This window comes from Bradyrhizobium sp. Leo114, from assembly GCF_055229415.2.
On record NZ_JBUYEN020000005.1, the window covers coordinates 141,656 to 163,198 of the forward strand.

Sequence of the window (21,543 nt, forward strand, 5' to 3'; positions counted from 1 at the left end):
CTAGCTCCGGATTGTAGGGGCGGGGGGCACCGTATAGCGCGTTGCGTGGCTGCCGACGAGGGCCGATGAGCGCACCGAGGCCCCGGCGCGGATCAGGGCCATTTTGATCTCCTCGAAGCCGCGGCCGGCGACCGATACCAAAAGCGCCGCGCCGTCGAAGGCCGTATCCGGCACCGCGACGATCTCGGCGAGCGGGGCCAGCGCGCGGGCGATCTCGGCGTTCCAGCCGGAAACGCGCACGCTCCACATCTCGACTTCGGTCACCATCGCATCGTCAGCGACGCGCGAGATCACGAACACGGGCAGCGCCGCGGGATGATCGGCGCGCTCCAGGAACGGCAATCGCGCGATGATCTTCGGCGCGCCCTCGGCCTCGAGGTCGATCCACCATGGCGTGCGGCTGGAAATGGCCGACACCAGCGCGAGGTCGCCCTTCGATTTCGCCACCGCTTCGACCGCCGCCTGCGCGCTGAAATGCGAGACGTAGGGCACCACGAAGCCGAAATGGAAGCGTGCCGAATCCCGCATCATGGATTCGCCGACCGAGACATCGGCATGCACCGAGAACGGCGCCTGCACATAGGTGAACGTCGAGATGATGACGCGCCAGATGCTCTCGATGGTGTCGAGCGGCAGGATGCCACGATGGCGCTCGACCAGGCTGCGCATCATGGAGGCCTCGCGCGCCGGCCGGAATGCGGAGCCGACTTCCTGGGTCTGCTTCACCCTGATCAGGCGGTCGATGATGTCGCCACGCGCCATCAAGAGGCGGTGAACCTGCTCGTCGATCGCGTCGATCTCTTTGCGCAGCTCGGCCAGCGAAGGCGGCGCCGGAGGCGGTTTTGACATGCTAGGGCCCGTCGTTTCTCTTCAATCAGCAAGCAGACTCTTCACCTCTCCCCGCCTACGGGGAGAGGTCGAAATTCAAGCGCAGCTTGAATTTCGGGTGAGGGGGAGCCTCCGCGAATCCGTCTGGTACCGTGTTCGCGGAGAGAGCCCCTCACCCCAACCCTCTCCGCGCAAGGGCGGGGAGAGGGAGAAAGTGCGAGCCCCCGTTCTGTCCCATGGGGCCAGATGGCGCAAGCTCGGCCTAAAGGTCACGGTTAGGTTAACGGCCCCACTTGCCTTGACGCAGGCCGGGTAAGGGACTACTTTCCCAGCACTCCGTGGTCATTTGAGCCGGCCGGCTTGCAGCCACGTTAAAGAATTCGCTAAACAGGCCGGGGACAGATCGATCCCGGCCGGACCTTTGTTCAGGCCGGGTTTTTCATGGCCTGATTTCTGTCCGGGACCTCCGCGTCGGAGGAAGGCGCCACAAATGACCAAGGTGCAGTCGATCAAGAGTCCGTCGATTCAGGGTGAGGATCGCGCCCATGAGGCCGATCATCCGTCCTCGCCGGTGGCGAAGTTCGGCATGGATCAGCCGTTGAAGCTCGACTGCGGCATTGACCTTGCGCCATTCCAGATCGCCTATCAGACCTATGGCGAGCTCAATGCCGAGCGCTCCAACGCCATTCTGGTCTGCCACGCCCTGACCGGCGACCAGCATGTCAACAATTTGCATCCGGTGACCGGCAAGCCTGGCTGGTGGGAGACCATGGTCGGCCCCGGCCGGCCGCTCGACACCTCCAGATACTTCATCATCTGCTCCAACGTGCTTGGCGGCTGCATGGGTTCGACTGGCCCTGCCTCGCTGAACCCTGCGACCGGCAAGGTATGGGGCCTGGATTTTCCGATCATCACCATCCCTGACATGGTGCGTGCGCAGGCGATGCTGATCGACCAACTCGGCATCGAGACGCTGTTCGCGGTGGTCGGCGGCTCCATGGGCGGCATGCAGGCGGTGCAATGGGCGGCGGCCTATCCGGAGCGCGTGTTCTCGACGCTCGCGATCGCCTGCTCGACGCGGCATTCGGCGCAGAACATCGCCTTTCATGAGCTCGGCCGGCAGGCCGTGATGGCCGATCCGGATTGGCGTGGCGGAAGCTATGTCGACCAGGGCACGCATCCGCATCGCGGGCTCGCGGTCGCGCGGATGGCCGCGCATATCACCTATCTCTCTGACGCGGCGCTGCATCGCAAGTTCGGGCGGCGGATGCAGGATCGCGAGTTGCCGACATTCTCCTTCGATGCCGATTTCCAGGTCGAGAGCTATCTGCGCTACCAGGGCTCGTCCTTTGTCGAGCGCTTCGATGCCAACAGCTATCTCTATCTGACGCGCGCGATGGACTATTTCGACATCGCCGCCGACCACAATGGTGTGCTGGCGCAGGCGTTCCGCGGCGTCGAGACCCGCTTCTGCGTAGTATCGTTCACGAGCGACTGGCTGTTTCCGACTTCGGAGGCGCGGGCGCTGGTGCACGCGCTGAATGCCTCCAGCGCGCGGGTCTCGTTCGCGGAGATCGAGACCGACAAGGGTCACGACGCCTTCCTGCTCGATGTGCCCGAATTCTTCGACATCTCGCGCGCCTTCCTGCACTCGGCGGGTAAGTCGCGTGGCCTTGGCGATGCGGGGGCTTAAGTGATGGCGCTTCAGGAGCAAACTCTGCCGCTGCCCGGCTTGGCGCCGCAGGCGAGCACGAGCCTTCGTCCGGACCATCTTCTCGTCGCCGAAATGGTTGAGCCCGGGTCGCGCGTGCTCGACGTCGGCTGCGGTGACGGCGATCTGTTGCAGCTTCTGGAGAGTCGCGGCATCGATGGCCGCGGCATCGAGCTGTCGCGCGAAGGCGTCAACCACTGCGTCGCCAAGGGACTCGCGGTGGTGCAGGGCGACGCCGACACCGACCTCGGCAACTATCCCGACGATGCGTTCGACTACGTAATCCTGTCGCAGACGCTGCAGGCGACGCGGCAGCCGAAGGCTGTGCTGGAAAATCTCCTGCGCATCGGCCACCGCGCCATCGTCTCGTTCCCGAATTTCGGTTTCTGGAAGATGCGGCTGCAGCTTTTGATCGGCGGGCACATGCCGCGCACCGAAAATCTGCCGGCCACCTGGTACGACACCCCCAACATTCATTTCTGCACCATCAAGGATTTCGTGCAGCTCTGCGACGAGATCCACGTCAAGATGGAGCGCGCCGTCGCGCTCGACCTCTACGGCCGCCCGGTGCCGCTGAACCTGCCGTGGTGGGTCTGGAACATGTTCGGCGAGCAGGGTGTGTTCCTGCTGAGCAGGGGCGGGAAGGGACGCTGAGTACTCTCCCCGTCATTCCGGAAGACCTCTCCTCCGTCATTCCGGGGCGATGCGAAGCATCGAGCCCGGAATCCATTTCCTCCACGAACTCTGCGGCTCGATGCATTCCGGGCTCACGCTTCGCGTGCCCCGGAATGACAGGCTAAACTGTTGCCGCGAGCACCTCCCCTCGTCATTCCGGGATGCGCCGAAGGCGCAGGCCCGGAATCCATTGCGCCGCAAAACACGTAGATGAATGGATTCCGGGTTCACGCTTCGCGTGCCCCGGAATGACGGTTACACCATCGACCTGGGATCGCGCGGCAGCCACCTTCCCGCTTCCACCAACGCAATAAACCGCTCGACCATCTCGTTGAACAGCGCGGGTTCCTCGAGATTGAGCACGTGTCCCGATTTCGGGAAGAACGTCAGCCCCGCCGCGGGCAAATGCTTCTTCAAAAACAGGCTCGGCTCGACGCAATTGTCGTCCTCGTCGCCGCAGATGATCAGCGCCGGCGTCGGCACGCGTCCAATCGCTTCCGCCATGGTGTAGATCGAGGGCCGGCCGCCTTGAAAGCTGCGCATGGTGTTGGCCGAGCCCTTGGCATCGTGGCGCGCGAGCGCGGCATAGAAGTCGGCATGGCCGCGCGGATCCTTGACCAGGAACGGAATCCGGCCCGGCGCCTCGCGCGTCACCTTGGCGACCGCTTCCGATCCAATCGTCTCATACTGCTCGGCATTGGCCCGGCATTGCGCACGGAAGGCGTCGAGGTGTTCGAGACTTGAGCCGGAGCCGACGCCTGCGAGCGTCATCGACATCACGCGCTCGGGCGCATTCAGCGCAACCTGCAGCGACGAATAGGAGCCCATCGACAGCCCGACGAAATGCGCGCGGGCGATGCCGAGATGATCGAGCACCGCGAGCGCATCGGTGTAGAAATGCTTGTAGCTGTAGACCTCGGCCGATGGCGGGACGTCGGAGGGCGTGTAGCCGCGCGCGGAATAGGCGATGCAGCGGTGGCCGCGCGAGAAATAACGCATCTGCGGCTCCCAATTGGTGTGATCGGCCGCGAACTCGTGCAGGAAGATGATCGGCGTTCCGCTCCCAACCTCTTCGAAATAGAGGCGGACATTATCCTTGGCGACGGCATAGGGCATTTTAACCTTTTCCTTCTTGTGAGCCTGCGCGGCAAGATTGCAATTAACCTTCACGGCTGCAATGCGGCGGCATCGTTTCTTTTTCGCCGCCAAATGTTCGCGAAATCGTCCCGCAATTTTTCGCCGCAGCGCGGCACGACATCTTTGTCTTGCCACATTGAGCGGCACAAAACGCGCTGCGGCTGTCATCCAGATGTCATCCACAGACGGGCGCACCTGGAAAACGGGGGTGTAACAGAAGGAAAAAATGGGAAGTATGGTTCAGTTGCGTGCGTTCCGCCGGTTGCTTCGAGTTCTGGCGCTGGCGTTGTGTTCGACGGTTATCGTCGCTTCTATTTCTCCCGCTTCGGCACGGCCTCATCACGGCGCAGGGCGCCACGCCAGGGCCTATCATGCCGGTCATCATGCCAAGCATCACCATGCCCGCGCTCACCACTGGCGCAGGGTCCGCGTCTCGCGCTTTGAGCGCGGCGTCGCACAGATGCAGGCGCAAGGCCTTGCCGACAGCAATGCGAGTCTGTCGCCGGAGCCTCAGCAGGCGGCAAGCTTCGGTTCGTCGAACATCGTCGATGAAGCCCGCCGTCACCTCGGCGGCAACCCGACCAGCCGCGGCAGCCTGTGGTGCGCGCGCTTCATGAACATGGTGCTGCAGCATTCGGGTTATCGCGGCACCGGCTCCGACATGGCGAGTTCGTTCGCCCGTTACGGGCAGCGAGTCTCCGGCCCGCAGGTCGGTGCCATCGCCGTGATGTCGCGGGGACGCCGCGGCGGCCATGTCGGCATCATCACCGGCATCGATGCCAAGGGAAATCCGATCATGATCTCCGGCAACAACGGCAACCGCGTCCGCGAAGCCCCGGTCTCCCGCGGCCGCATCTACGCCTACGTGATGCCGACGAATTAGCCGCTACACTCTCCACCGTCAGCCCGGGCTCGATGCTTCGCATCGCCCCGGAATGACAGCCTTCGTCATTGCGAGCCAACGGGTCGCCCGAACGCGCGCCCGATGACAGGCTCCGCGAAGCAATCCATGCCTCCACTTGCGGCGCTACGGATTGCTTCGCTTCGCTCCACTTCGCGGTCGGTCGCAAAGTCGTCGGCATCGATCGAGGCTATGGCGTCGTCGATCGCGCACAGTTTGCCGCAAGTGACGACATAGGCGTCGCCTCGCAGTTCACTCTCGATTTGCTCCGCAACGGCGCAGCAAGCTCATCTTGCGAGCCTCGGCCAAGCCTGAACGCGTTCCAGAAGATCTTTCAGGTCTGCTGCGGTCACGCTGCGATTACATGTGGCGCGGCCCGGGATTGCTATCAGCCGGAACCGATCTTCCCGAACGCCAGCACGTGCAGCCCGAGCCGCCGGCGGACGATCCAGAACAAGAGCACGGTCTCGAAGCTCAGCGACGTCGATATCGCTATGGCGGCGCCGTGGCCGCCGAAGCGCGGTACCAGTGCGACGCACAGCACCAGGTTCATGACGAAGGCGAGCGCGTAGGCGAGCGCGCAGATCTTCTGGTGGCCGAGCATGTTGAGCAGACGTTCGACCGGTCCGATTGCAGCGCGCACCACGAGGCCGATGGCGGCCAGGAACATGATGTCGTAGCCGACGACGAATTGCGGCCCGAACAGCCAGAGCAGCGGCTTGCCAAAGGCGAGCAGGAGGACGGTCGCGGCGAGCGAAGGCCAGAACGTCCACTGGATCGCATGGGCGACATAGGCCGATAGCCGCGCCTTGTCGCCGAGCGCGTTGTATTCGGCGAAGCGATGCGCCGTCGTCGCCGACATCGCGTAGTGGATGAAGGACACCAGCGCCAGCGTCTTCACCACGGCAAAGTAGACGCCGACCTCCTCGGAGGAGCGGAACTGCTGCAGCACCAGCACATCGGTGTAGGAGAGCAGCAGATAAAAGCTTTCGACCAGCAGGATCGGCAGTGAGACCGCAAGCCAGCCGCTGATGTCGTAGGCCTTCTCGCCCGGCTCGACGTGGGCCGCGAGGCGGCGGTTCAGCACCAGCATCTGGCCGATCATGGCGATCCACACCGCCGCGGCGCTGGCGAGCATCGCGGCGGTGGCGCCGAGATCGAAGCCGAGCACGACGGCGCCCGCGGTGAAGCCGATGATCAGTCCCTGGCGCACGATGAATTGCGGCATCAGGCCGAGCCGCATCCAGTCATGCGACCGGGCAATCCCGTCCTGGGTATTGGCGACCACGAACGCTGGCAGCGTCAGGCAGCCGATATAAAGCGGCACGACCGTGTCCATGCCGATCCATGGCGACAGCAGCTTGACGAGGCCTGCGAGCAGCAGCGAGACCGCGGTCGACACCGCAAAAGTCAGCCAGCGGCTGCCGGACAGAAAACCGCGCAATAGCGCGTGCTCGCCTGCCGTGCGGTATTCCGGAATGAGCTTCTGCGCCGAGGCCGAAATGCCGAAATCCATCATGCTGCCGAGCAGCAGCACCCAGGTCCAGACATAGACATAGACGCCATAGTCCGAGCTGCCCATCCAGCGCGCGAGCAGGATTTGCGAGAGATAGGCGGCGACGGCGCTGACGACGCGGATGACGAAGATCGTCCCCGCGAGCCGCCGCGTGACAGATGCCTCGCCGGAGCCGCCGATCAGGCCGCGCATACGCGCCATCATGCCCGTGGGCGAAGCGGTTGCGGATTGGGCGTCCATCACGGCCAAGGCGAAAATTCCCAAAATGCCGCGCGTTTGCGACAGGGGCCCTGAACTATCAACGAAACGTTAAGAATGGGTTGGGTGGATAACGGTGAAACCATAGCCCGGATGGAAGCCAACGGGTCGCGCGATACGCGCCCGATGACAGGCTCCGCGCAATCCGGGCCCGTCTTTCAGCGCGGGGCCACTGTCCCCGGGTTACAAATTCCTAATCACTCCAGATTGGTGTTGAACTCGTAGGCGCGGTCGCCGCCGACCAGGGTCAATTTCAGCGCGGCGCCGTCCGGATTGGCGCCCGGCGGCAGGCCGTCGAGCTCGAAGGAGAACCGTTTCACCCCGGGTGGCGAGTTCGGCTTGAGCTTCGGCACCGGGAGGGCCCAGTCCGGCGTCGGTCCCTCGACGTACAGGCTGACGTCCTTGCCTTCGGGCGCGGCGACATCGACCAGCACGGTCGCCTTGCCGCTGCGTTTGACGTCGCGGATCGTCACCGGGTTGGGATCGCCGATATTGGCCGGCTTCGGCACGGTGTCGAGCGCGGACGACAGCGCGCCGTCCTCGGTGGAGGCGACGCTCGCAAAAGCAAGCTCGACGCTGGTCTCCACAGGGATGCACAGCTTCTCGCACACCGCATAGTTAATGTTGGCCCGCAGCGTCAGCGGCTTGTCCGCACTCTTGGCGACGATCCGAAGCGGCAGCACCACCTGGTGCTTGTAGCCGAGCGAGGTGCCGCCGGCGCCGTCGTCAAATTTCATCGGCGCCGGCCACAACACTGTCACCGCGTCGACATTTTCCGACTTCGAGAAATCGAAACGCGGCGGCACACCGGAATCGCCGGGGGTACGCCAATAGGTTTTCCAACCGGGCTCGAGTTGGATGGCTATACCGCCTAGCAAAACCGCGCCGCTACGCGAACCTGCAAGCAGCCGTACCGCCGAATGGGCGTCCCGCTGCCAGGGCGAGGAATCCTCGGCATGTACCTCCGTCGCAGGCCAGACGACTGAAAGAGTGGCTAGCAGGCCGAGCGCAACCCGCATGGGAACTATGGCGATCATGGAACGTCTTTACCGGCTGGTTATTGCGTAAACCATTGAATTGCGTGTGATGGATGGCGCGAATACGGCGCTCTGCTTGATTGACAGAAGCCTCACCCAATATCAGGATATCAAATCAGCATGGAGGCCTTTCAGATGACTCCTGAAGGCAAAGCACCAAAGACCGCCCGCGGCAAGGTGGCCGGCGTCGGCGACAATTCGTCGGGCAGCGGTTATCTCGACGGCCAGATCCTGATCGCCATGCCGGTTATGAGCGATCCCCGCTTCGAGCGCTCCGTCATCTACATGTGCGCGCATTCCGCCGAGGGGGCGATGGGCATCATCGTCAACCGTCCGGCCGGAAGCATCGATTTCCCGGGGCTCTTGGTGCAACTCGACATCATCCAGAAGGCCGACCAGATCAAATTGCCGGAAAATGCCGAGACCATGAAGGTGATGAAGGGCGGCCCGGTCGATACCGGCCGCGGGTTCGTGCTGCATTCCAGCGATTTCTACATCCAGGATGCGACGCTGAATATCGACGACGATATCTGCCTGACCGCGACCGTCGACATCCTGAAGGCGATCGCCAAGGGCTCCGGCCCCAGGCATGCGATCCTGGCCCTGGGCTATGCCGGCTGGGCCCCGGGGCAGCTCGAAAACGAGATCCAGCACAATGGCTGGCTGCATTGCGACGCCGATTCGGATCTGATCTTCGGCGACGACGTCGAGGACAAATACGACCGCGCCCTGCGCAAGATAGGCATCGACGTCGGCATGCTCTCGAACGAAGCTGGCCACGCGTGAGGCTGTCATTGCCGGGCTTGACCCGGCAATCCATCGGTCAAAAATTGCGTTCTTGAAGAGGTGATGGATGCGCGGGTCAAGCCCGCGCATGACGAGGGTTGATTGCGTACAACAGCTACTCCGCCGCCTGCTGCGCGACGGTCGGCTCGGTGCCGGCCACGGTTGCGCGGCGCATGTCGCGCGGCTGGGACTGGTCGTAGCGGCGGACGCGATGCATGGTCTGGCGATTGTCCCACATCACGAGGTCGTGCAGCTTCCACCTGTGGACATAGACGAATTCAGGCTGGGTCGCATGCTCGGTGAGGTCGCGTAGCAGCAGCCGGCCCTCCGGCATGCTCATGCCGCGCACCGCGCCCGCGTGCGACGAGAGATAGAGCGACTTGCGGCGATGCACCGGATGGGTCCGCACCAGGCGCTGCAGCACCGGCTTGAACATCTCCTTCTCCTCGTCGCTATAGTCGAGAAAGCCCAGCGAGCCGCGTGAATACATCAGCGAGTGCTCGCAGATCAGGTCCTCGATTTCAGACTTGGTCTCCTCGTCCAGCGCGTCATAGGCCGCGCGCATGTCGGCGAATTCGGTGTTGCCGCCCTTCGGGTTCACCACCCGCGCCGACAACAGCGAGAATTTCGCCGGAATCGGCCGGAACGAGCTGTCGGAATGCCACAGGCAGTTGCCGAGATTGAACAGATGGGTGCGGTGATCCTTGGGTAGCGGCTTGCCGTCCTTGCCGAGGTTGGAGACGTCGTTCAGCCCGGAGGAGAGGCGATAATCCGCCTTCTTGGTCACGTTGCCGCCGCGCGCGTTTTCGCGCTCGCCGAAGTTCAGCGCAAAGGCCAGTTGCTGCTCGTCTGTTATGTCCTGGTCGTGGAAGACGAGCACGGCGTATTTGTCCATCGCCGCCTCGACTTCGATCGCTTCCTGCCTGGTCAGCGGCTTTCGCAGATCGAGGCCTGTGACCTCACCGACAAAATGCGGATGAAGCTGCCGGATCGCGATGGCCATGGCGTTCTCTCCTCATGTGCAGGCGGTTTTTCCGCTTCGTTTGAGGAAAGGCTATCCTGTGACGTTGCCAAGTCAACGCGGCGCCGGCGCATGGCCCCTTGCACGCGGCGGCCCGGACACGTTGCAGCGCATCACGCATTTCGCGCCATCAGCCCGCCATCCACCGGGATCACCGCGCCAGTCAGGAACGACGCCGCCGGCAGGCACAGGCTCAAGGTCATGTGCGCGACCTCCTCCGGCTCGCCATAGCGGCCGAGCGCTGTGCGGCGCTTGGCATAGATCGTCTTATGCTCTTCCGGAATCCGGTCGGTAATCCCGGTGCGGATCGGGCCCGGGCAGATGCAGTTCACAGTGATGCCCTCGCGGCCCAGTTCCACGGCAAGCGAGCGTGTCAGCCCGGTGACGCCGGCCTTCGCCGCGGAATAAGGACTGTGCAATGCGGTAGCGCCGAGCGCCTCGGTGGAAGCGATATTGACGATGCGCGGGCATTTCGATTTTCGCAAATGCGGCAAAGCGGCGCGGATGATGCGCTGATGCGCGGTCAGCATCACCGCGATCGCCTTGGCCCACGCGTCATCATAGCCGTCGTCGTCGATTGCGACGCGCACGGAGATACCGGCGTTGTTGACGAGGATGTCGAGCCCGCCGAAATGCGCGGCGACGCCGTTAATCACGGCCGGGATTGCATTGCGATCGGCGACGTCGAGCGCCCACGCCTTTGCCGTCCCTCCGCTCTTGCCGATCTCCTGCGCAACCGCCTCCGTGCCTTCGGAGGTGATGTCGGTGACGGCGACATTGGCGCCCTCAGCGGCGAACACCAGCGCGGTGGCCCGGCCCATGCCGCTGGCGGCGCCGGTGACGAGAACGGTCAAGCCTTTCACCGAGCGGCTGAGCTGTTTGAATTCGGACATCGTGTGACCAGTGGGATGGAGGGAACAGGTTGCAGGATTGACAAGGCTGGCATCGATCCGCAGACAGGTCAAACAAGCAAGAAGCAAGGGAGAAAGCGTGCGATGAACGAGCTCGATTTCAGCGGCAGGCAGGTTCTCGTGGTGGGCGGCTCCAGCGGCATCGGCAACGGCATCGCGCAAGCATTCCGCGCCAAGGGCGCGCGCGTGCATGTCTGCGGCACGCGCGCCAAGGCGAGCGACTATTCGGCAGAGGAAGGTTCGCATCTGGACGGGTTGGAATACTCGCAGCTCGACGTCGGCGACGCTCGTGCGATCGAGCAATTCAAGCCGACCTTCGACCGGCTCGATGTGCTGGTGCTGGCGCAAGGCGCGGTGATCTACCGCCGCGGCGAGTTCGAGATGGAGGGCTTTCGCAAGGTCATGGAAGTCAACCTCATGAGCCTGATGGCGTGTGCGACCAAATTCCAGGCGATGCTGAGCGCGAGCAAGGGCTCGCTCATCATCGTCAGTTCGACCGCCGCCTATCATTCGACGATGGGAAATCCCGCCTACAACGCCTCGAAGACCGGCGCGGTCGGGCTAACGCGGACGCTTGCGGAGGCCTGGGCCGAGGATGGCATCCGCGTCAATGGCATCGCACCGGGCCTGGTCGATACCAAGATGACCAAGGTGACGACGGCGAACCCGAAGCGGCTCGAAGGCGCGCTGGAGCGGATTCCGCTGAGGCGGCTCGGCACGCCGCAAGACATGGCGGGTGCCGCGCTGTTCCTGGCCTCGCCGCTCGCCGCCTACATCATCGGCCAGACCATCGTCGTCGACGGCGGGTTGATTTTGTAGGCGCAGGAACCGCGGCTGGGCTCGCCGGTTACTTTCCCGGAAACGGAGAGGAGTGACCGCGATGGATACTGATCGGATCGCTGGTGCCACCAAGGAGTTTGCCGGCAAGGCGGAAGGCACCGTCGGTGAAATGGCCGGTGACAGCAAGACGGAAGCATCAGGCCGCGCGCGCGAAGCCGCCGGCACGGTGCAGAATCTCTATGGCCAAGCCAAGGATGCCGCGCACGACGCCGCGGACACCGCCGTCAACTACGCCAGGGATGCTTACGAGAATCGCGGCGAGACCGTTCGAAGCGGCCAGCAGGCGCTGACCAAGACCGTGCAGGACAATCCGATCGGCGCCTTGCTGATTGCCGGCGGCCTCGGTTTGGCGCTCGGGCTATTGCTGTCGCGGCCGCCGCGCCGTCCGCCACCGCGCTGGCGCTATTAGCCGTCGTTCCAGGGCGCCGGGTAGGGCAGGCAAAGCGAAGCGTGCCCACCGCCTAACATTCCGCTCGCGATGGTGGGCACGCTTGCCTTTGTCCACCCTATCTTTGGAATGACTGCCGTCACCATCTCATGAAATTGCCGAACGGCGCTTCCGCGGATCGTCCGACATCCGCCGGTGGACGTGGAACGATCGAGGCCGGCGGCCGCGGCGGCGCTGTCTGCTGGCGCGGCCCGGTGGCAGGCGGCGAGCCGAAGCCGAAGAAATCGCCAAAGGTCGAGGCAGGCGGCGGATTGGGCTGGGCCGGCCGGAACACACGCTTCTGCGCTGCCGGCTTTGGCGGCGCGGGAGCTGCGGCCGTCGCCGCCGGCGCTGTTCCGGCGCCCGCACCTGCGCCAGTCCCCTCGGGGGTGGTCGCGGCAACCGGCGTTTCTCCCTTGGCCTGCTCGCGACCGATTTCGCGGCGCGGCCAGGCAAAATCGTCGGCGCGGCCGGCGGGTGGCGCGAGCGGTTCGCCCTTCACCAGGGTTCGTGCCGTGAGCGGATCGACCGCGGCTGGACGCGAGCCGGGGCCGCCGAGCAACTGATCGGTGCCGACGGAGGAGGCGACCAGCGGCACAATTGGTCCCGCCAATGGCCGCGCAGGCTGGCCGGGCGTAGCACTGGCGTCAGGAGTCGCCGGCTCGGTCGGCAGCGCGATCGGTGTGGAGCGGGCGAGCAGCCGCGTCACCTCGCGGTCCACATAGTGCGCCAGCTTGCGCGCGCCGGCCTTGGTGAAGAAGACGCCGTCCGAGGTGCGGAGCTGGCGAATCTGGCCTTCGAAATCCGGGCCCTTCTGCATGAAGCGACCGGCCTCGTCGACGAAGCCATCCCAGACATCGACGTAGGTGATGCCGGCCTTGGCCGCGCTGTCCCGGTACAGCGAATCCAGGAACAGCATGTCCGATGTTCCCTTCTGGCCGCGGATCGCCGGCAGGCCGACCCACAACACCGGCACGCCCTTGCTCTTCAGCACGCCGATCAGTTCATCGATCTTCTTGTTGTAGAGCTCGACCCAGCGTTCGTCGCGGAATTCATAGACGCCGTTTGCCGAACGCGCGCTGCGCTCGGGCGCCGCGGCCTGCGGCGCGTCGGCGGCATCCTCCGGCGATAATTCGGCATCGACCGGCTTGTCGTCCGGCTTGGCGGCGCCATCCGAAGGCTTGGCGTCCTTCTTCTCGGTTTTCTTGTCGTCCTTCTTGTCGACGACAGGCTCGCGGATCGAAACGCGGTCATTGAGACCGAGTATCACCACGATCGCATCCGCTTTTTCGGTGGCGAGGATGCTCCGCGCGGCGGCGGCCCAATCGGAGGGCTCGCCCTTGGGCTGGTATTTGATCAGGCCGGACACGGTCTTGTGCTTGCGGATCACGCCCATGTCGGGCTGTTCGGAATAGGTGTCCTCGAGGCCATAGGCGAGCCAGTCTGCCATGGCATCGCCAAGCACCAGCACGTTGCGCTCCGGCGCCGTGTCGCGCTTCGCCGGCGGTGGCGCTCGCGAAAAATCCTGACGCGGCGCCTGTTGCTGCTGTTGTTGCTGCGGCGGCGCATGCTGGAAGGGAGCGAAGAAATCCCCGCCGAACCAGCCGCCGCCATTGTTGCGCGGCGCCGAGCGCTGCGGTGGACCGCCAAAGCCCGGAAAGCCGAAGAACTGCGCCGAGGCGGGGCCGGCGATCCCGACCAGCAGCGCGATCACAACCGCGAGCGCGACCAGCGGGCCGCTCTCGGTGAACATGCGCAGGAAGGACTTTGGCTTCGGCATCAAAGCTCGGTCGAAATGGATTTTGAGGACAACGCCATACTACCGGAATCGGGCCTCAAGCGGGCATATTTTCCAGCATGGATCGGGCATCCGCCCAGGTCGTCAAGGCGGCGGCCAAATAGCGGTATTTGGGTGATTTTTGGGGTCCTATCGCCCTCTCAGGCGCTCCAGCATGTCGGAAGTGGCAAATCCGTCGGCGGGCGTGCCGATCGAGGCCTGGAAACCGCGCAGCGCTTCCCTGGTCTGGCCGCCGATCTGGCCGTCCGGCGTGCCGCGGTAAAAGCCGCGCTGGGCGAGCAGTTGTTGCAGTTCCAGCCGTTCGGCCCGCGACAGCACCCGTTCCTGGCGTGGCCAGGGCTGCACGAAGGGCGGCCCCCCGCGCAGGCGGTCGGCAAAATGGCCGATCGCCAGCGCATAGGCCTCCGCCGGGTTGTACTTCATGATCACCCGGAAATTCTGCATCATCAAAAAGCCGGGGCCTTCGGCGCCGGCAGGAGCGAGCAGATAGGCCTTGTCCGTCGGGTGCGGGAACGGATGATTGTTGGCGCGTCGCAGTCCAAGCTGCTGCCATTGCGCGAGCGTCATCGCCTTGGCACGGTCGGCCATCATGTAGTTGAAGTCCTTGGGAACCACGACTTCGTAACCCCAGCTCTGCCCGGTCTGCCAGCCGTCCTTTTTCAGGTTGTTGGCGGTTGAGGCGATCAGGTCGGCCGGGTTGTCGACGACATCGCGCCTGCCGTCGCCGTCACCATCGACCGCGTAACGCTTGAAAGCGGTCGGCATGAATTGCGTCGGACCGAACGCGCCGGCCCAGGAACCGCGAAGCTGTTCGGGACGAAGATCGCCGCGATTGAGGATCTCCAGCGCCGAGAGGAATTCATCCTTGAAGTAGGCCTGCCGGCGGCCGATGCAGGCGAGCGTGGCGGTCGATTGCACCACGCTGCGGTCGCCCATCTGGGTCGAATAATTGGATTCGATACCCCAGATCGCCGCGACCGCGTAGCGGTCGACGCCGTAGGCTTTTTCCGCGGCGTCGAATTGCGCCTTGTATTTGGCGAGGATCTCGCGGCCCTTGGCGAGACGGTTGTCGTTCACGAGGATGTCGAGATAGTCCCAGATCGCCTTGGTGAATTCGGGCTGCGAATCCAAGAGATCCATGATGCGCAGGTCGGGCGTGAGCCCCGCGGTGAAGCGCTCGAAATTCTCGCGTGTGACGTTGCGTCGCGCCGCATCGGGCCACATCGAGGCGACACAATTGTCGAAATTGGCCGCCGCCTGCCGAATCGCGGCCGCCGTCATCAATGGGTGGCCGGAAGCGCCGTCCTCTCCGCTCCAGGGCGGAGCCGAGCCGTCGCCGGTGGCGGCTGCGGGCGGTGGCGAGGGGTTGGGTCCCGAGAACAGATTGCCGAACAGATCCGCGAGCCCACCCTGGGACTGGGCCAAGGCCTGATTGGAAACAAGCAGAACCGCCGCGATTATCATCGCGCTGGTTCGGCTCCTGGTCGCTGTTCCCGTCCGCCGCATGGCTCGATCTGCCCGTTCCAACGATTGGTTCAGAAGGCCTTGTGACGGTTTCCAACAGCTTAACAAAGGCGAGATTTTGTTTTGATCGGTCACAACGACAAAAGCGACGCGGCATCACACATCCGCCTTTGTTCCCGGCTGCAAACCGGATAGCAAGGTGCGATACCCGTCTCACACATTTCAAGGCTCAAGGCGCCCGACATTCCCATGAAAATCCGTAAAGCCGTCTTCCCCGTCGCTGGTCTCGGCACCCGGGTCCTGCCCGCCACCAAGGCGATGCCGAAGGAAATGCTGACCATCGTCGACAAGCCGCTCATCCAATACGTGTATGACGAGGCGAAGGAGGCCGGGATCGAGCATTTCGTCTTCGTCACGGGTCGTAACAAGGCCATCATCGAGGACCATTTCGACCGGATGTTCGAGCTCGACACCACGCTTGTCGCGCGCGGCAAGAAGGCGGAGTTGGACGTCCTGGCGCAGTATCAGCCGGAAGCAGGTGCCGTGAGCTTCACCCGCCAGCAGGCGCCGCACGGGCTCGGCCACGCGGTATGGTGCGCCCGCGACATTATCGGCAATGAACCTTTCGCGGTGGTGCTGCCGGACGAACTGGTGCTGAACACGCCGGGCTGCCTTGCCCAGATGATCGAGGCCGCGAGCAAGCTCGGCGAGAAGTCAAACCTGATCGCGGTCGAGGAGGTGCCGGACCATCTTACCCACCAATACGGCATCTGCGGCGTCGGCCCGCGCCACGCCCATCCCACCATGTTCGAGATCAACGGCATGGTGGAGAAGCCGCCGAAGGGCACGGCGCCATCCAACCTCTCGATCACCGGCCGCTATATTTTGCAGCCGGAGATTTTCGAAATCCTGGCGACGCAGGAGCGCGGCGCCGGCGGCGAGATCCAGCTCACCGACGCCATGATCGGCCTGGCGAAGACGCAGAAATTCTATGGCGTGGAGTTCGAAGGCGAGCGGCACGATTGCGGCTCCAAGGCCGGCTTCCTGCGCGCCAACCTCGCCTATGGCCTGCGCCGCCCCGAACTGCGCGACGGCCTGCTGGCGGAGATGAAGAAGTATCTGGAGAAGTGACGGCAAACGAGCTGTCGATTGCCGTCATTGCGAGCGTAGCGAAGCAATCCATTTCGCCGCTTGTGGAGGCATGGATTGCTTCGCTACGCTCGCAATGACAAGATCTGGAGAAACGGGGCCGTAACGGCGGCCTCTCTTACGCCACCAGCGACATTGTCTGCAGGCTTGCGACCACACTCTGGTTGCGGCCATTGGCCTTGGCGGCGTAGAGCGCCCGGTCGGCGGCTTCCACCAGATCGGTCCAGTTCTGGCCGGCCAGAGGCGTCAGGCTCGCGACGCCGATGCTGACGGTGGTGATGGTCTCTCCGTCACACCATTGTTCGACCTTGCGGCGGATCATCTCCGCCACGCCGAACGCTTCCACGGCGCTCTGGCCGGGCAGCAGCACGGCGAATTCCTCGCCGCCAAGGCGTGCCGTGCAATCGCCGGCGCGCCGGACCGAATCCGAGATGCAGATCGCGATGCCAACCAGCACCTGGTCGCCGGCCTGGTGACCATAGGTATCGTTGAAGGCCTTGAAATGGTCGGCGTCGATGATGAGCAGGGCGAGCGGCGTCTCATGCCGGCCGGCGCGGCGCCATTCCGTATCGATATCGGCATCGAACTTGCGCCGGTTTCGCAAACCGGTCAGCGCGTCGGTGGTCGCGAGCTCCTCGAGCTTCTCCTCGGCCTCGGCGCGGCGGCCGATCTCGCGCGCCAGAAACAGCGTGGTGCCGAGCACGAACAGGACCAGTGCCGCCATGATGGCGCCGATCCGGGTCGCCTCCTTGCGCCACAGGCTGAAGACGCCGTCCAGCGGCTTTCCGACCACGGTAAACAGCGGGCCGTTTCCGCTGCGGCGAACATAGAGCCGCGGGGTCTGGTCGATCGGGCCGGCACCGGCATAGGAGCCGTTGTTCTTCAGGTTGTCTGGAGTCCAGTTGCGCCGCTCCGCCAGGTTGGTGCCGATGACATCGAGATCGAACGGCGTGCGCATGATGATCGTGCGGTCGCGACGCAGCACCGTGATGGTGTCGCCGGGGGCAAGCGTCAGCCGTCCGAACAGTTCGTGGAAATAGCTGAAGCGGATCGAGCCCGCGACGACGCCGAGAAAACTTCCGTCTTCGCCGCTGATGCGCCGGCTCAGCACGATCGCGTAGGCGCCGCGGTGGAGCATCGGCTTTGAGATGTAGAGGCCTGTGTAGGGCTGGTCGCGATGGATGTGGAAATATTCTTCGTCGCTGCGGTTCTCGATCAGGGGATCGAGCGTCGATGCATCGTCTACCAATTGCCCCGTGCTGTCGAAGACCTGGATCGCGCCAAAGTGCTTTGCGGTGGCGGCGTGGTCGAACAGGATCAGGTGCCGGACCTCATTGCTGACTTCCTTGATCTCCGGCATCACCATGGCGCCGGCGACCGCGCGCAGCGAGAGGTCGTACAGTTCGATGTTGCGGCTGATATCGGAGTCGATGCCGGCGGCGAGGTTTTCCAGCGTCTGCCGTGCCAGCTCCTCCTCGCCGCGGCGCATGTCGAGCATGACGCTGGTGCAGATGGTGGAAAAGCCGATCACAGTCGCGACCGAGGAAGCGATCAGGAGCTTCGTCGATAGCCGCCAGTGCCGCTTTGCTTGTTGTCGCCGTTCGTTTGGCATGTTTGGTCCCGGGCCACCCTTCATGCACCGGAAACATTGTTGCCGCCTTAAACGGCGACAGCGAACCGCGAATGGGTTAACGGTTGGTTGGTTCGACTGACAATTTTCGGCAATGACGTGAATTCAAGGGACCTGAGGTGAACGATTACGGCCCATTGCGGGACTATCTGAAGAGGCAGACGCTGACCGAACTGGTGCTCAGCTTCGAGGAGATCGAGGCCATCATCGACGCGCCGCTGCCGCGCGCGGCGCAGCGCGCCTCCTGGTGGGATAGCCTGCGTAGTCCACAGGAAAGGATGCCGCAGCGTGAAGCCTGTCTCGAAGCCGGCTATGCCGCCATGCGCCAGGCCGACGGCAACAGCGTGAAGTTCAAGCGGCTCCCCCAGCGTCGTTCCCGCGCAGGCGGGAACCCATAACCACAGGGCGTTGTTGTTAAGCTCGCTGTGGCTCCAGCGTGCTGCAAAATGCACACTTGTGGTTATGGGTCCCGGCTCAAGGCCGGGACGACAGCGGAAGATCAGCTCGCGGCTTCCAGCCGTTCCTCGGTGAGCAGGCGCATCGCGGCGTCGGCGTCCATCGGCTCGCCGAAGGCGAAGCCCTGCGCGTATTCGCAGCCGAGCTGGTAGAGCTCGACCGCATCCGAATCCGTTTCCGCGCCTTCCGCCACCACGTCCATGCCGAGGTCGTGGGCGAGCGCGATGATCGATTTCAGGATCACGGGCCGGGTGCCGCGGCTGGTGGTGCGGACGAAGGACTGGTCGATCTTGATGGTGTCGAACGGGAAGCGTTGCAGGTAAGACAGCGAGGAGTGGCCGGTGCCGAAATCGTCCAGGGAGAGCCCGGTGCCGAGCTCGCGGATGCGCGCCAGCATCTGCGCGGCGTGCTCCGGATTCTCCATCACCAGCGATTCCGTCAATTCCAATTTCAGCGTGCCGCGTGCCACCGAGGAGCGCGACAGCACGGTCCTGATGTCGTGGATCAGGTCGTGGCGCAGCAATTGCCGTGAGGAGACGTTGACGGAGGCAAAGATCGGCTCGCGCGAGCGCATCGCGCGTTGCCAGATCGAAAGCTGCCGCGCGGTCTGGTCCATCACGAACGTGCCGAGGTCGACGATCAGGCCGATCTCCTCCGCGATGGAGATGAATTCGGACGGCGACATCCGCCCGAGTTTCGGATGATCCCAGCGCGACAGGGCCTCGAAGCCGGCGATCGAGCGGTCCTCGAGCCGCACGATCGGCTGGTAGAGGATGGTGATCTCCTGCCGCTCGATGGCGCGGCGCAATTCGCTCTCCAGCGTCAGCCGGTCGGTCTTGCGCGCGCGCATCGCCGGCTTGTAGACGTCGATGCGGTCGCCGCCGATGCGCTTGGAATGATACATCGCAAGCTCGGCGTCCTTGATGATCTCGTCGGTGAGCTGCGTCTGCGGGTCGGAGAGCGCCAGCCCGATCGAGGCGGTCAGGAATATCTCGCGGTCGTTGAAGGCGATCGGGGCGCGGATGGTCTTGCGGATGGTCTCGGCAAAGGCGGTGATCCGCGCCGGGTCCTGCTCCGACAACAGGATCAGGCCGAACTGGTCGCCGGCCAATCGCGCCAGCGTGTCCTGGGGTTTGAGGATGCGGGTCAGGCGGCGCGCCAGCGTCAGCAGGATGGAATCGCCGACCGCCATGCCGACGGAGTCGTTGACCTGCTTGAAGCGGTCGAGGTCGATCACCATCAATGTCGGCCGCAGCGTCGGCACCGTCTTTGCGAGATTGGCGACCGCGCTGAGGCGGTCCATGAACAATTTGCGGTTGGGCAGGCCGGTCAGATTGTCGTGGACCGAGTCATGCAGCATCCGCTCTTCGGAGTTCTTGATGTCGGTGACGTCGGTGAGCGTGCCGACGACGCGCGAGACCTCGCCGTCGGAGCCGACGACAGGCCGCGCCTTCAGCGCGAACCACATGAAATGGCCATCCGGCGTGCGCAGCCGGAAATCCTGCACCAGGCGGCCACGGCGCTGGTCGAGCACGCTGTCGAGCGCGGCACGGAAACGGTCCTGGTCGAGCGGATGCAGCACCTCGAGCCATGTCGCCGCCGGTCCTTCCAGCGTGCCGCGCTTTAGGCCAAGCAGGGCCTCGGTCTCTGGGCTGGTGAACACCTTGTCGGCGGAGACGTCCCAGTCCCAGATCAGGTCGCCTGAGCCGGTCAGTGCCAGGGCCCGCCGCTCGACATCGGAGACGACGCCGGTGGTGGCGCCGCCGCCGGCAAACGCGTGCTGCATCACCGTGAAGCCGATCAGCATCACGATCAGCACGAGGCCGCCGAGCAGCGCCGGGCCGACGATGTCGTTGGTGACGCTGCCCGCCACCGTCATGCCGGCCGCGACCACCCAGACCACCAGCAGGAACCAGGTCGGGATCAAGAGCACGGCGCGATCGAAGCCGTGGGTCGAGAGATAGACGATCAGGGCAAAGCCGGCGAAGGCGATCATGACGAGCGACATGCGCGCGATGCCGGAAGCCACCGCCGGATCGAACAGCGCCAGCGCCACCAGCGATCCCAGGAACAGCAGCCAGCCGATGGTGATGTGGGAATAGCGCACATGCCAGCGGCTCAAATTGAGATAGGCGAACAGGAACACGAGCAGCGTCGCCGCCAATATCGCCTCGCCCGCCGCGCGCCAGACGCGCTCGGCGTTGTTCGACATGTCGAGCACCTTGCCCCAGAAGCCGAAATCGACGCCGATATAGACCAGCACCGCCCAGGCGAGTGCGGCTGCCGCCGGAAACATGATGCTGCCCTTGACCACGAACAGGATCGTCAGCACCAGCGCTAGCAGGCCGGAAATACCGATCACGATGCCCTGGTAGAGCGTGAACGAGTTGACCTTGTCCTTGTAGGACTCCGGCTCCCACAGATAGAGCTGCGGGAGCTTGTCGGTGCGCAATTCCGCGACATAGGTGACGACCGCGCCCGGATCGAGCGTGATGCGGAACACGTCGGCAGTCGGGCTTTCCTGCCGCTCGGGACGGTCGCCGACCGACGGCGTGATGGTGGCGATGCGCGACAGGCCGAGATCCGGCCAGAACAGGCCGGATGAGACGATGCGGTAATGCGGCGCGACGATCAGGCGGTCGAGCTGGTCGTCGGTATTGTTGGCGAGCGCGAATACCACCCAATATTGCCCGCCCTCGCGGGCGCGGACCTCGATGCGGCGGACGATGCCGTCGGTGCCGGGCGCGGTCGAGACCTGGATGCGGTCGGTCTCGCTGCGCTGGTGGTCGAGAACGGCGGTGAGATCGATCGCGGGCGCGTCGCTGCGGACGCTGACGGCGTCAACTGCGCGCGCCGGAGCGGCGCCGACAACCATCATGAGGGCCAGCGCAAGCGGCGCAAGCCACCTGATCAGACGCAATGTCAGTACTCCGCGCTTTCACGATTCATGCGGGCGAACCAGCGCCCCGCCGCTCCCGGATAAATGCCACGAAAGCGA

General features: G+C 64.3%; 18 protein-coding genes and 1 riboswitch. Of the genes, 8 read left to right on the top strand and 10 right to left on the bottom strand.

The window, feature by feature from the left end:
• Positions 1–849 carry a chorismate mutase gene (locus ACZIRK_RS08250; protein ID WP_130229629.1) on the bottom strand — a complete coding sequence of 283 codons (849 nt, stop codon included), beginning with the start codon at positions 847–849 and terminating at the stop codon, positions 1–3.
• Between the two features lie 307 nt (positions 850–1,156).
• A riboswitch (SAM riboswitch) is annotated at positions 1,157–1,236 on the top strand.
• Between the two features lie 82 nt (positions 1,237–1,318).
• Between ACZIRK_RS08250 and metX the strand changes: the two genes are divergently transcribed.
• Both metX and metW read left to right on the top strand, forming a co-directional pair.
• Entirely contained in the window at positions 1,319–2,521 is a 1,203-nt protein-coding gene (gene metX, locus ACZIRK_RS08255; protein WP_130229630.1) for a homoserine O-acetyltransferase MetX, read from the top strand.
• Between the two features lie 3 nt (positions 2,522–2,524).
• Positions 2,525–3,193 carry a methionine biosynthesis protein MetW gene (gene metW, locus ACZIRK_RS08260; protein ID WP_130229631.1) on the top strand — a complete coding sequence of 223 codons (669 nt, stop codon included), beginning with the start codon at positions 2,525–2,527 and terminating at the stop codon, positions 3,191–3,193.
• 276 nt (positions 3,194–3,469) lie between these two features.
• On the opposite strand, the gene ACZIRK_RS08265 is transcribed toward metW, so the two are convergent.
• On the bottom strand, positions 3,470–4,330 hold the full coding sequence (locus ACZIRK_RS08265) for an alpha/beta fold hydrolase (protein ID WP_130229632.1): 861 nt from the start codon (positions 4,328–4,330) through the stop codon (positions 3,470–3,472).
• Between the two features lie 256 nt (positions 4,331–4,586).
• Between ACZIRK_RS08265 and ACZIRK_RS08270 the strand changes: the two genes are divergently transcribed.
• A complete protein-coding gene (locus tag ACZIRK_RS08270; RefSeq protein ID WP_130229638.1) occupies positions 4,587–5,234 on the top strand; it encodes a TIGR02594 family protein in 648 nt (215 codons plus the stop codon).
• A 406-nt stretch (positions 5,235–5,640) separates the two neighbouring features.
• On the opposite strand, the gene ACZIRK_RS08275 is transcribed toward ACZIRK_RS08270, so the two are convergent.
• Entirely contained in the window at positions 5,641–7,017 is a 1,377-nt protein-coding gene (locus ACZIRK_RS08275; protein WP_165435543.1) for a lipopolysaccharide biosynthesis protein, read from the bottom strand.
• Between the two features lie 206 nt (positions 7,018–7,223).
• Positions 7,224–8,063 (bottom strand): protein-disulfide reductase DsbD domain-containing protein, encoded by an 840-nt coding sequence (locus ACZIRK_RS08280; RefSeq protein ID WP_463327139.1) that lies wholly within the window; start codon positions 8,061–8,063, stop codon positions 7,224–7,226.
• Between the two features lie 135 nt (positions 8,064–8,198).
• Between ACZIRK_RS08280 and ACZIRK_RS08285 the strand changes: the two genes are divergently transcribed.
• The gene (locus tag ACZIRK_RS08285; RefSeq protein WP_130229634.1) at positions 8,199–8,849 is read left to right on the top strand and encodes a YqgE/AlgH family protein; all 651 of its coding nucleotides are present in this window, start codon (positions 8,199–8,201) and stop codon (positions 8,847–8,849) included.
• A 115-nt stretch (positions 8,850–8,964) separates the two neighbouring features.
• Here ACZIRK_RS08285 and ACZIRK_RS08290 read toward each other — a convergent pair whose 3' ends face one another.
• On the bottom strand, positions 8,965–9,852 hold the full coding sequence (locus tag ACZIRK_RS08290) for a TauD/TfdA dioxygenase family protein (protein WP_130229635.1): 888 nt from the start codon (positions 9,850–9,852) through the stop codon (positions 8,965–8,967).
• A 131-nt stretch (positions 9,853–9,983) separates the two neighbouring features.
• The gene (locus tag ACZIRK_RS08295) at positions 9,984–10,763 is read right to left on the bottom strand and encodes an SDR family NAD(P)-dependent oxidoreductase (RefSeq protein ID WP_165435544.1); all 780 of its coding nucleotides are present in this window, start codon (positions 10,761–10,763) and stop codon (positions 9,984–9,986) included.
• A 102-nt stretch (positions 10,764–10,865) separates the two neighbouring features.
• Here ACZIRK_RS08295 and ACZIRK_RS08300 point away from each other — a divergent pair, with 102 nt between their 5' ends.
• Positions 10,866–11,600, top strand: a complete 735-nt coding sequence (locus ACZIRK_RS08300) for an SDR family NAD(P)-dependent oxidoreductase (RefSeq protein WP_130229636.1) — start codon at positions 10,866–10,868, stop codon at positions 11,598–11,600.
• Positions 11,601–11,661: 61 nt separating this feature from the next.
• Positions 11,662–12,030 carry a CsbD family protein gene (locus ACZIRK_RS08305; RefSeq protein WP_130229637.1) on the top strand — a complete coding sequence of 123 codons (369 nt, stop codon included), beginning with the start codon at positions 11,662–11,664 and terminating at the stop codon, positions 12,028–12,030.
• 118 nt (positions 12,031–12,148) lie between these two features.
• Here the strand turns inward: ACZIRK_RS08305 and ACZIRK_RS08310 are convergent, their stop codons facing one another.
• Both ACZIRK_RS08310 and ACZIRK_RS08315 read right to left on the bottom strand, forming a co-directional pair.
• Positions 12,149–13,828 carry an SGNH/GDSL hydrolase family protein gene (locus tag ACZIRK_RS08310; protein WP_463327140.1) on the bottom strand — a complete coding sequence of 560 codons (1,680 nt, stop codon included), beginning with the start codon at positions 13,826–13,828 and terminating at the stop codon, positions 12,149–12,151.
• 147 nt (positions 13,829–13,975) lie between these two features.
• Positions 13,976–15,310: a lytic murein transglycosylase gene (locus tag ACZIRK_RS08315; RefSeq protein ID WP_463327141.1), complete on the bottom strand. Its 1,335-nt coding sequence runs from the start codon at positions 15,308–15,310 to the stop codon at positions 13,976–13,978.
• A gap of 249 nt (positions 15,311–15,559) precedes the next feature.
• Here ACZIRK_RS08315 and ACZIRK_RS08320 point away from each other — a divergent pair, with 249 nt between their 5' ends.
• The gene (locus tag ACZIRK_RS08320) at positions 15,560–16,441 is read left to right on the top strand and encodes a UTP--glucose-1-phosphate uridylyltransferase (protein ID WP_130226494.1); all 882 of its coding nucleotides are present in this window, start codon (positions 15,560–15,562) and stop codon (positions 16,439–16,441) included.
• Between the two features lie 136 nt (positions 16,442–16,577).
• Here the strand turns inward: ACZIRK_RS08320 and ACZIRK_RS08325 are convergent, their stop codons facing one another.
• Positions 16,578–18,071 carry a GGDEF domain-containing protein gene (locus ACZIRK_RS08325; protein ID WP_130226493.1) on the bottom strand — a complete coding sequence of 498 codons (1,494 nt, stop codon included), beginning with the start codon at positions 18,069–18,071 and terminating at the stop codon, positions 16,578–16,580.
• Positions 18,072–18,208: 137 nt separating this feature from the next.
• Between ACZIRK_RS08325 and ACZIRK_RS08330 the strand changes: the two genes are divergently transcribed.
• A complete protein-coding gene (locus tag ACZIRK_RS08330) occupies positions 18,209–18,487 on the top strand; it encodes a DUF7662 domain-containing protein (protein WP_456640923.1) in 279 nt (92 codons plus the stop codon).
• A 101-nt stretch (positions 18,488–18,588) separates the two neighbouring features.
• On the opposite strand, the gene ACZIRK_RS08335 is transcribed toward ACZIRK_RS08330, so the two are convergent.
• On the bottom strand, positions 18,589–21,465 hold the full coding sequence (locus tag ACZIRK_RS08335) for an EAL domain-containing protein (RefSeq protein WP_028163738.1): 2,877 nt from the start codon (positions 21,463–21,465) through the stop codon (positions 18,589–18,591).
• Positions 21,466–21,543: the final 78 nt, after the last annotated feature.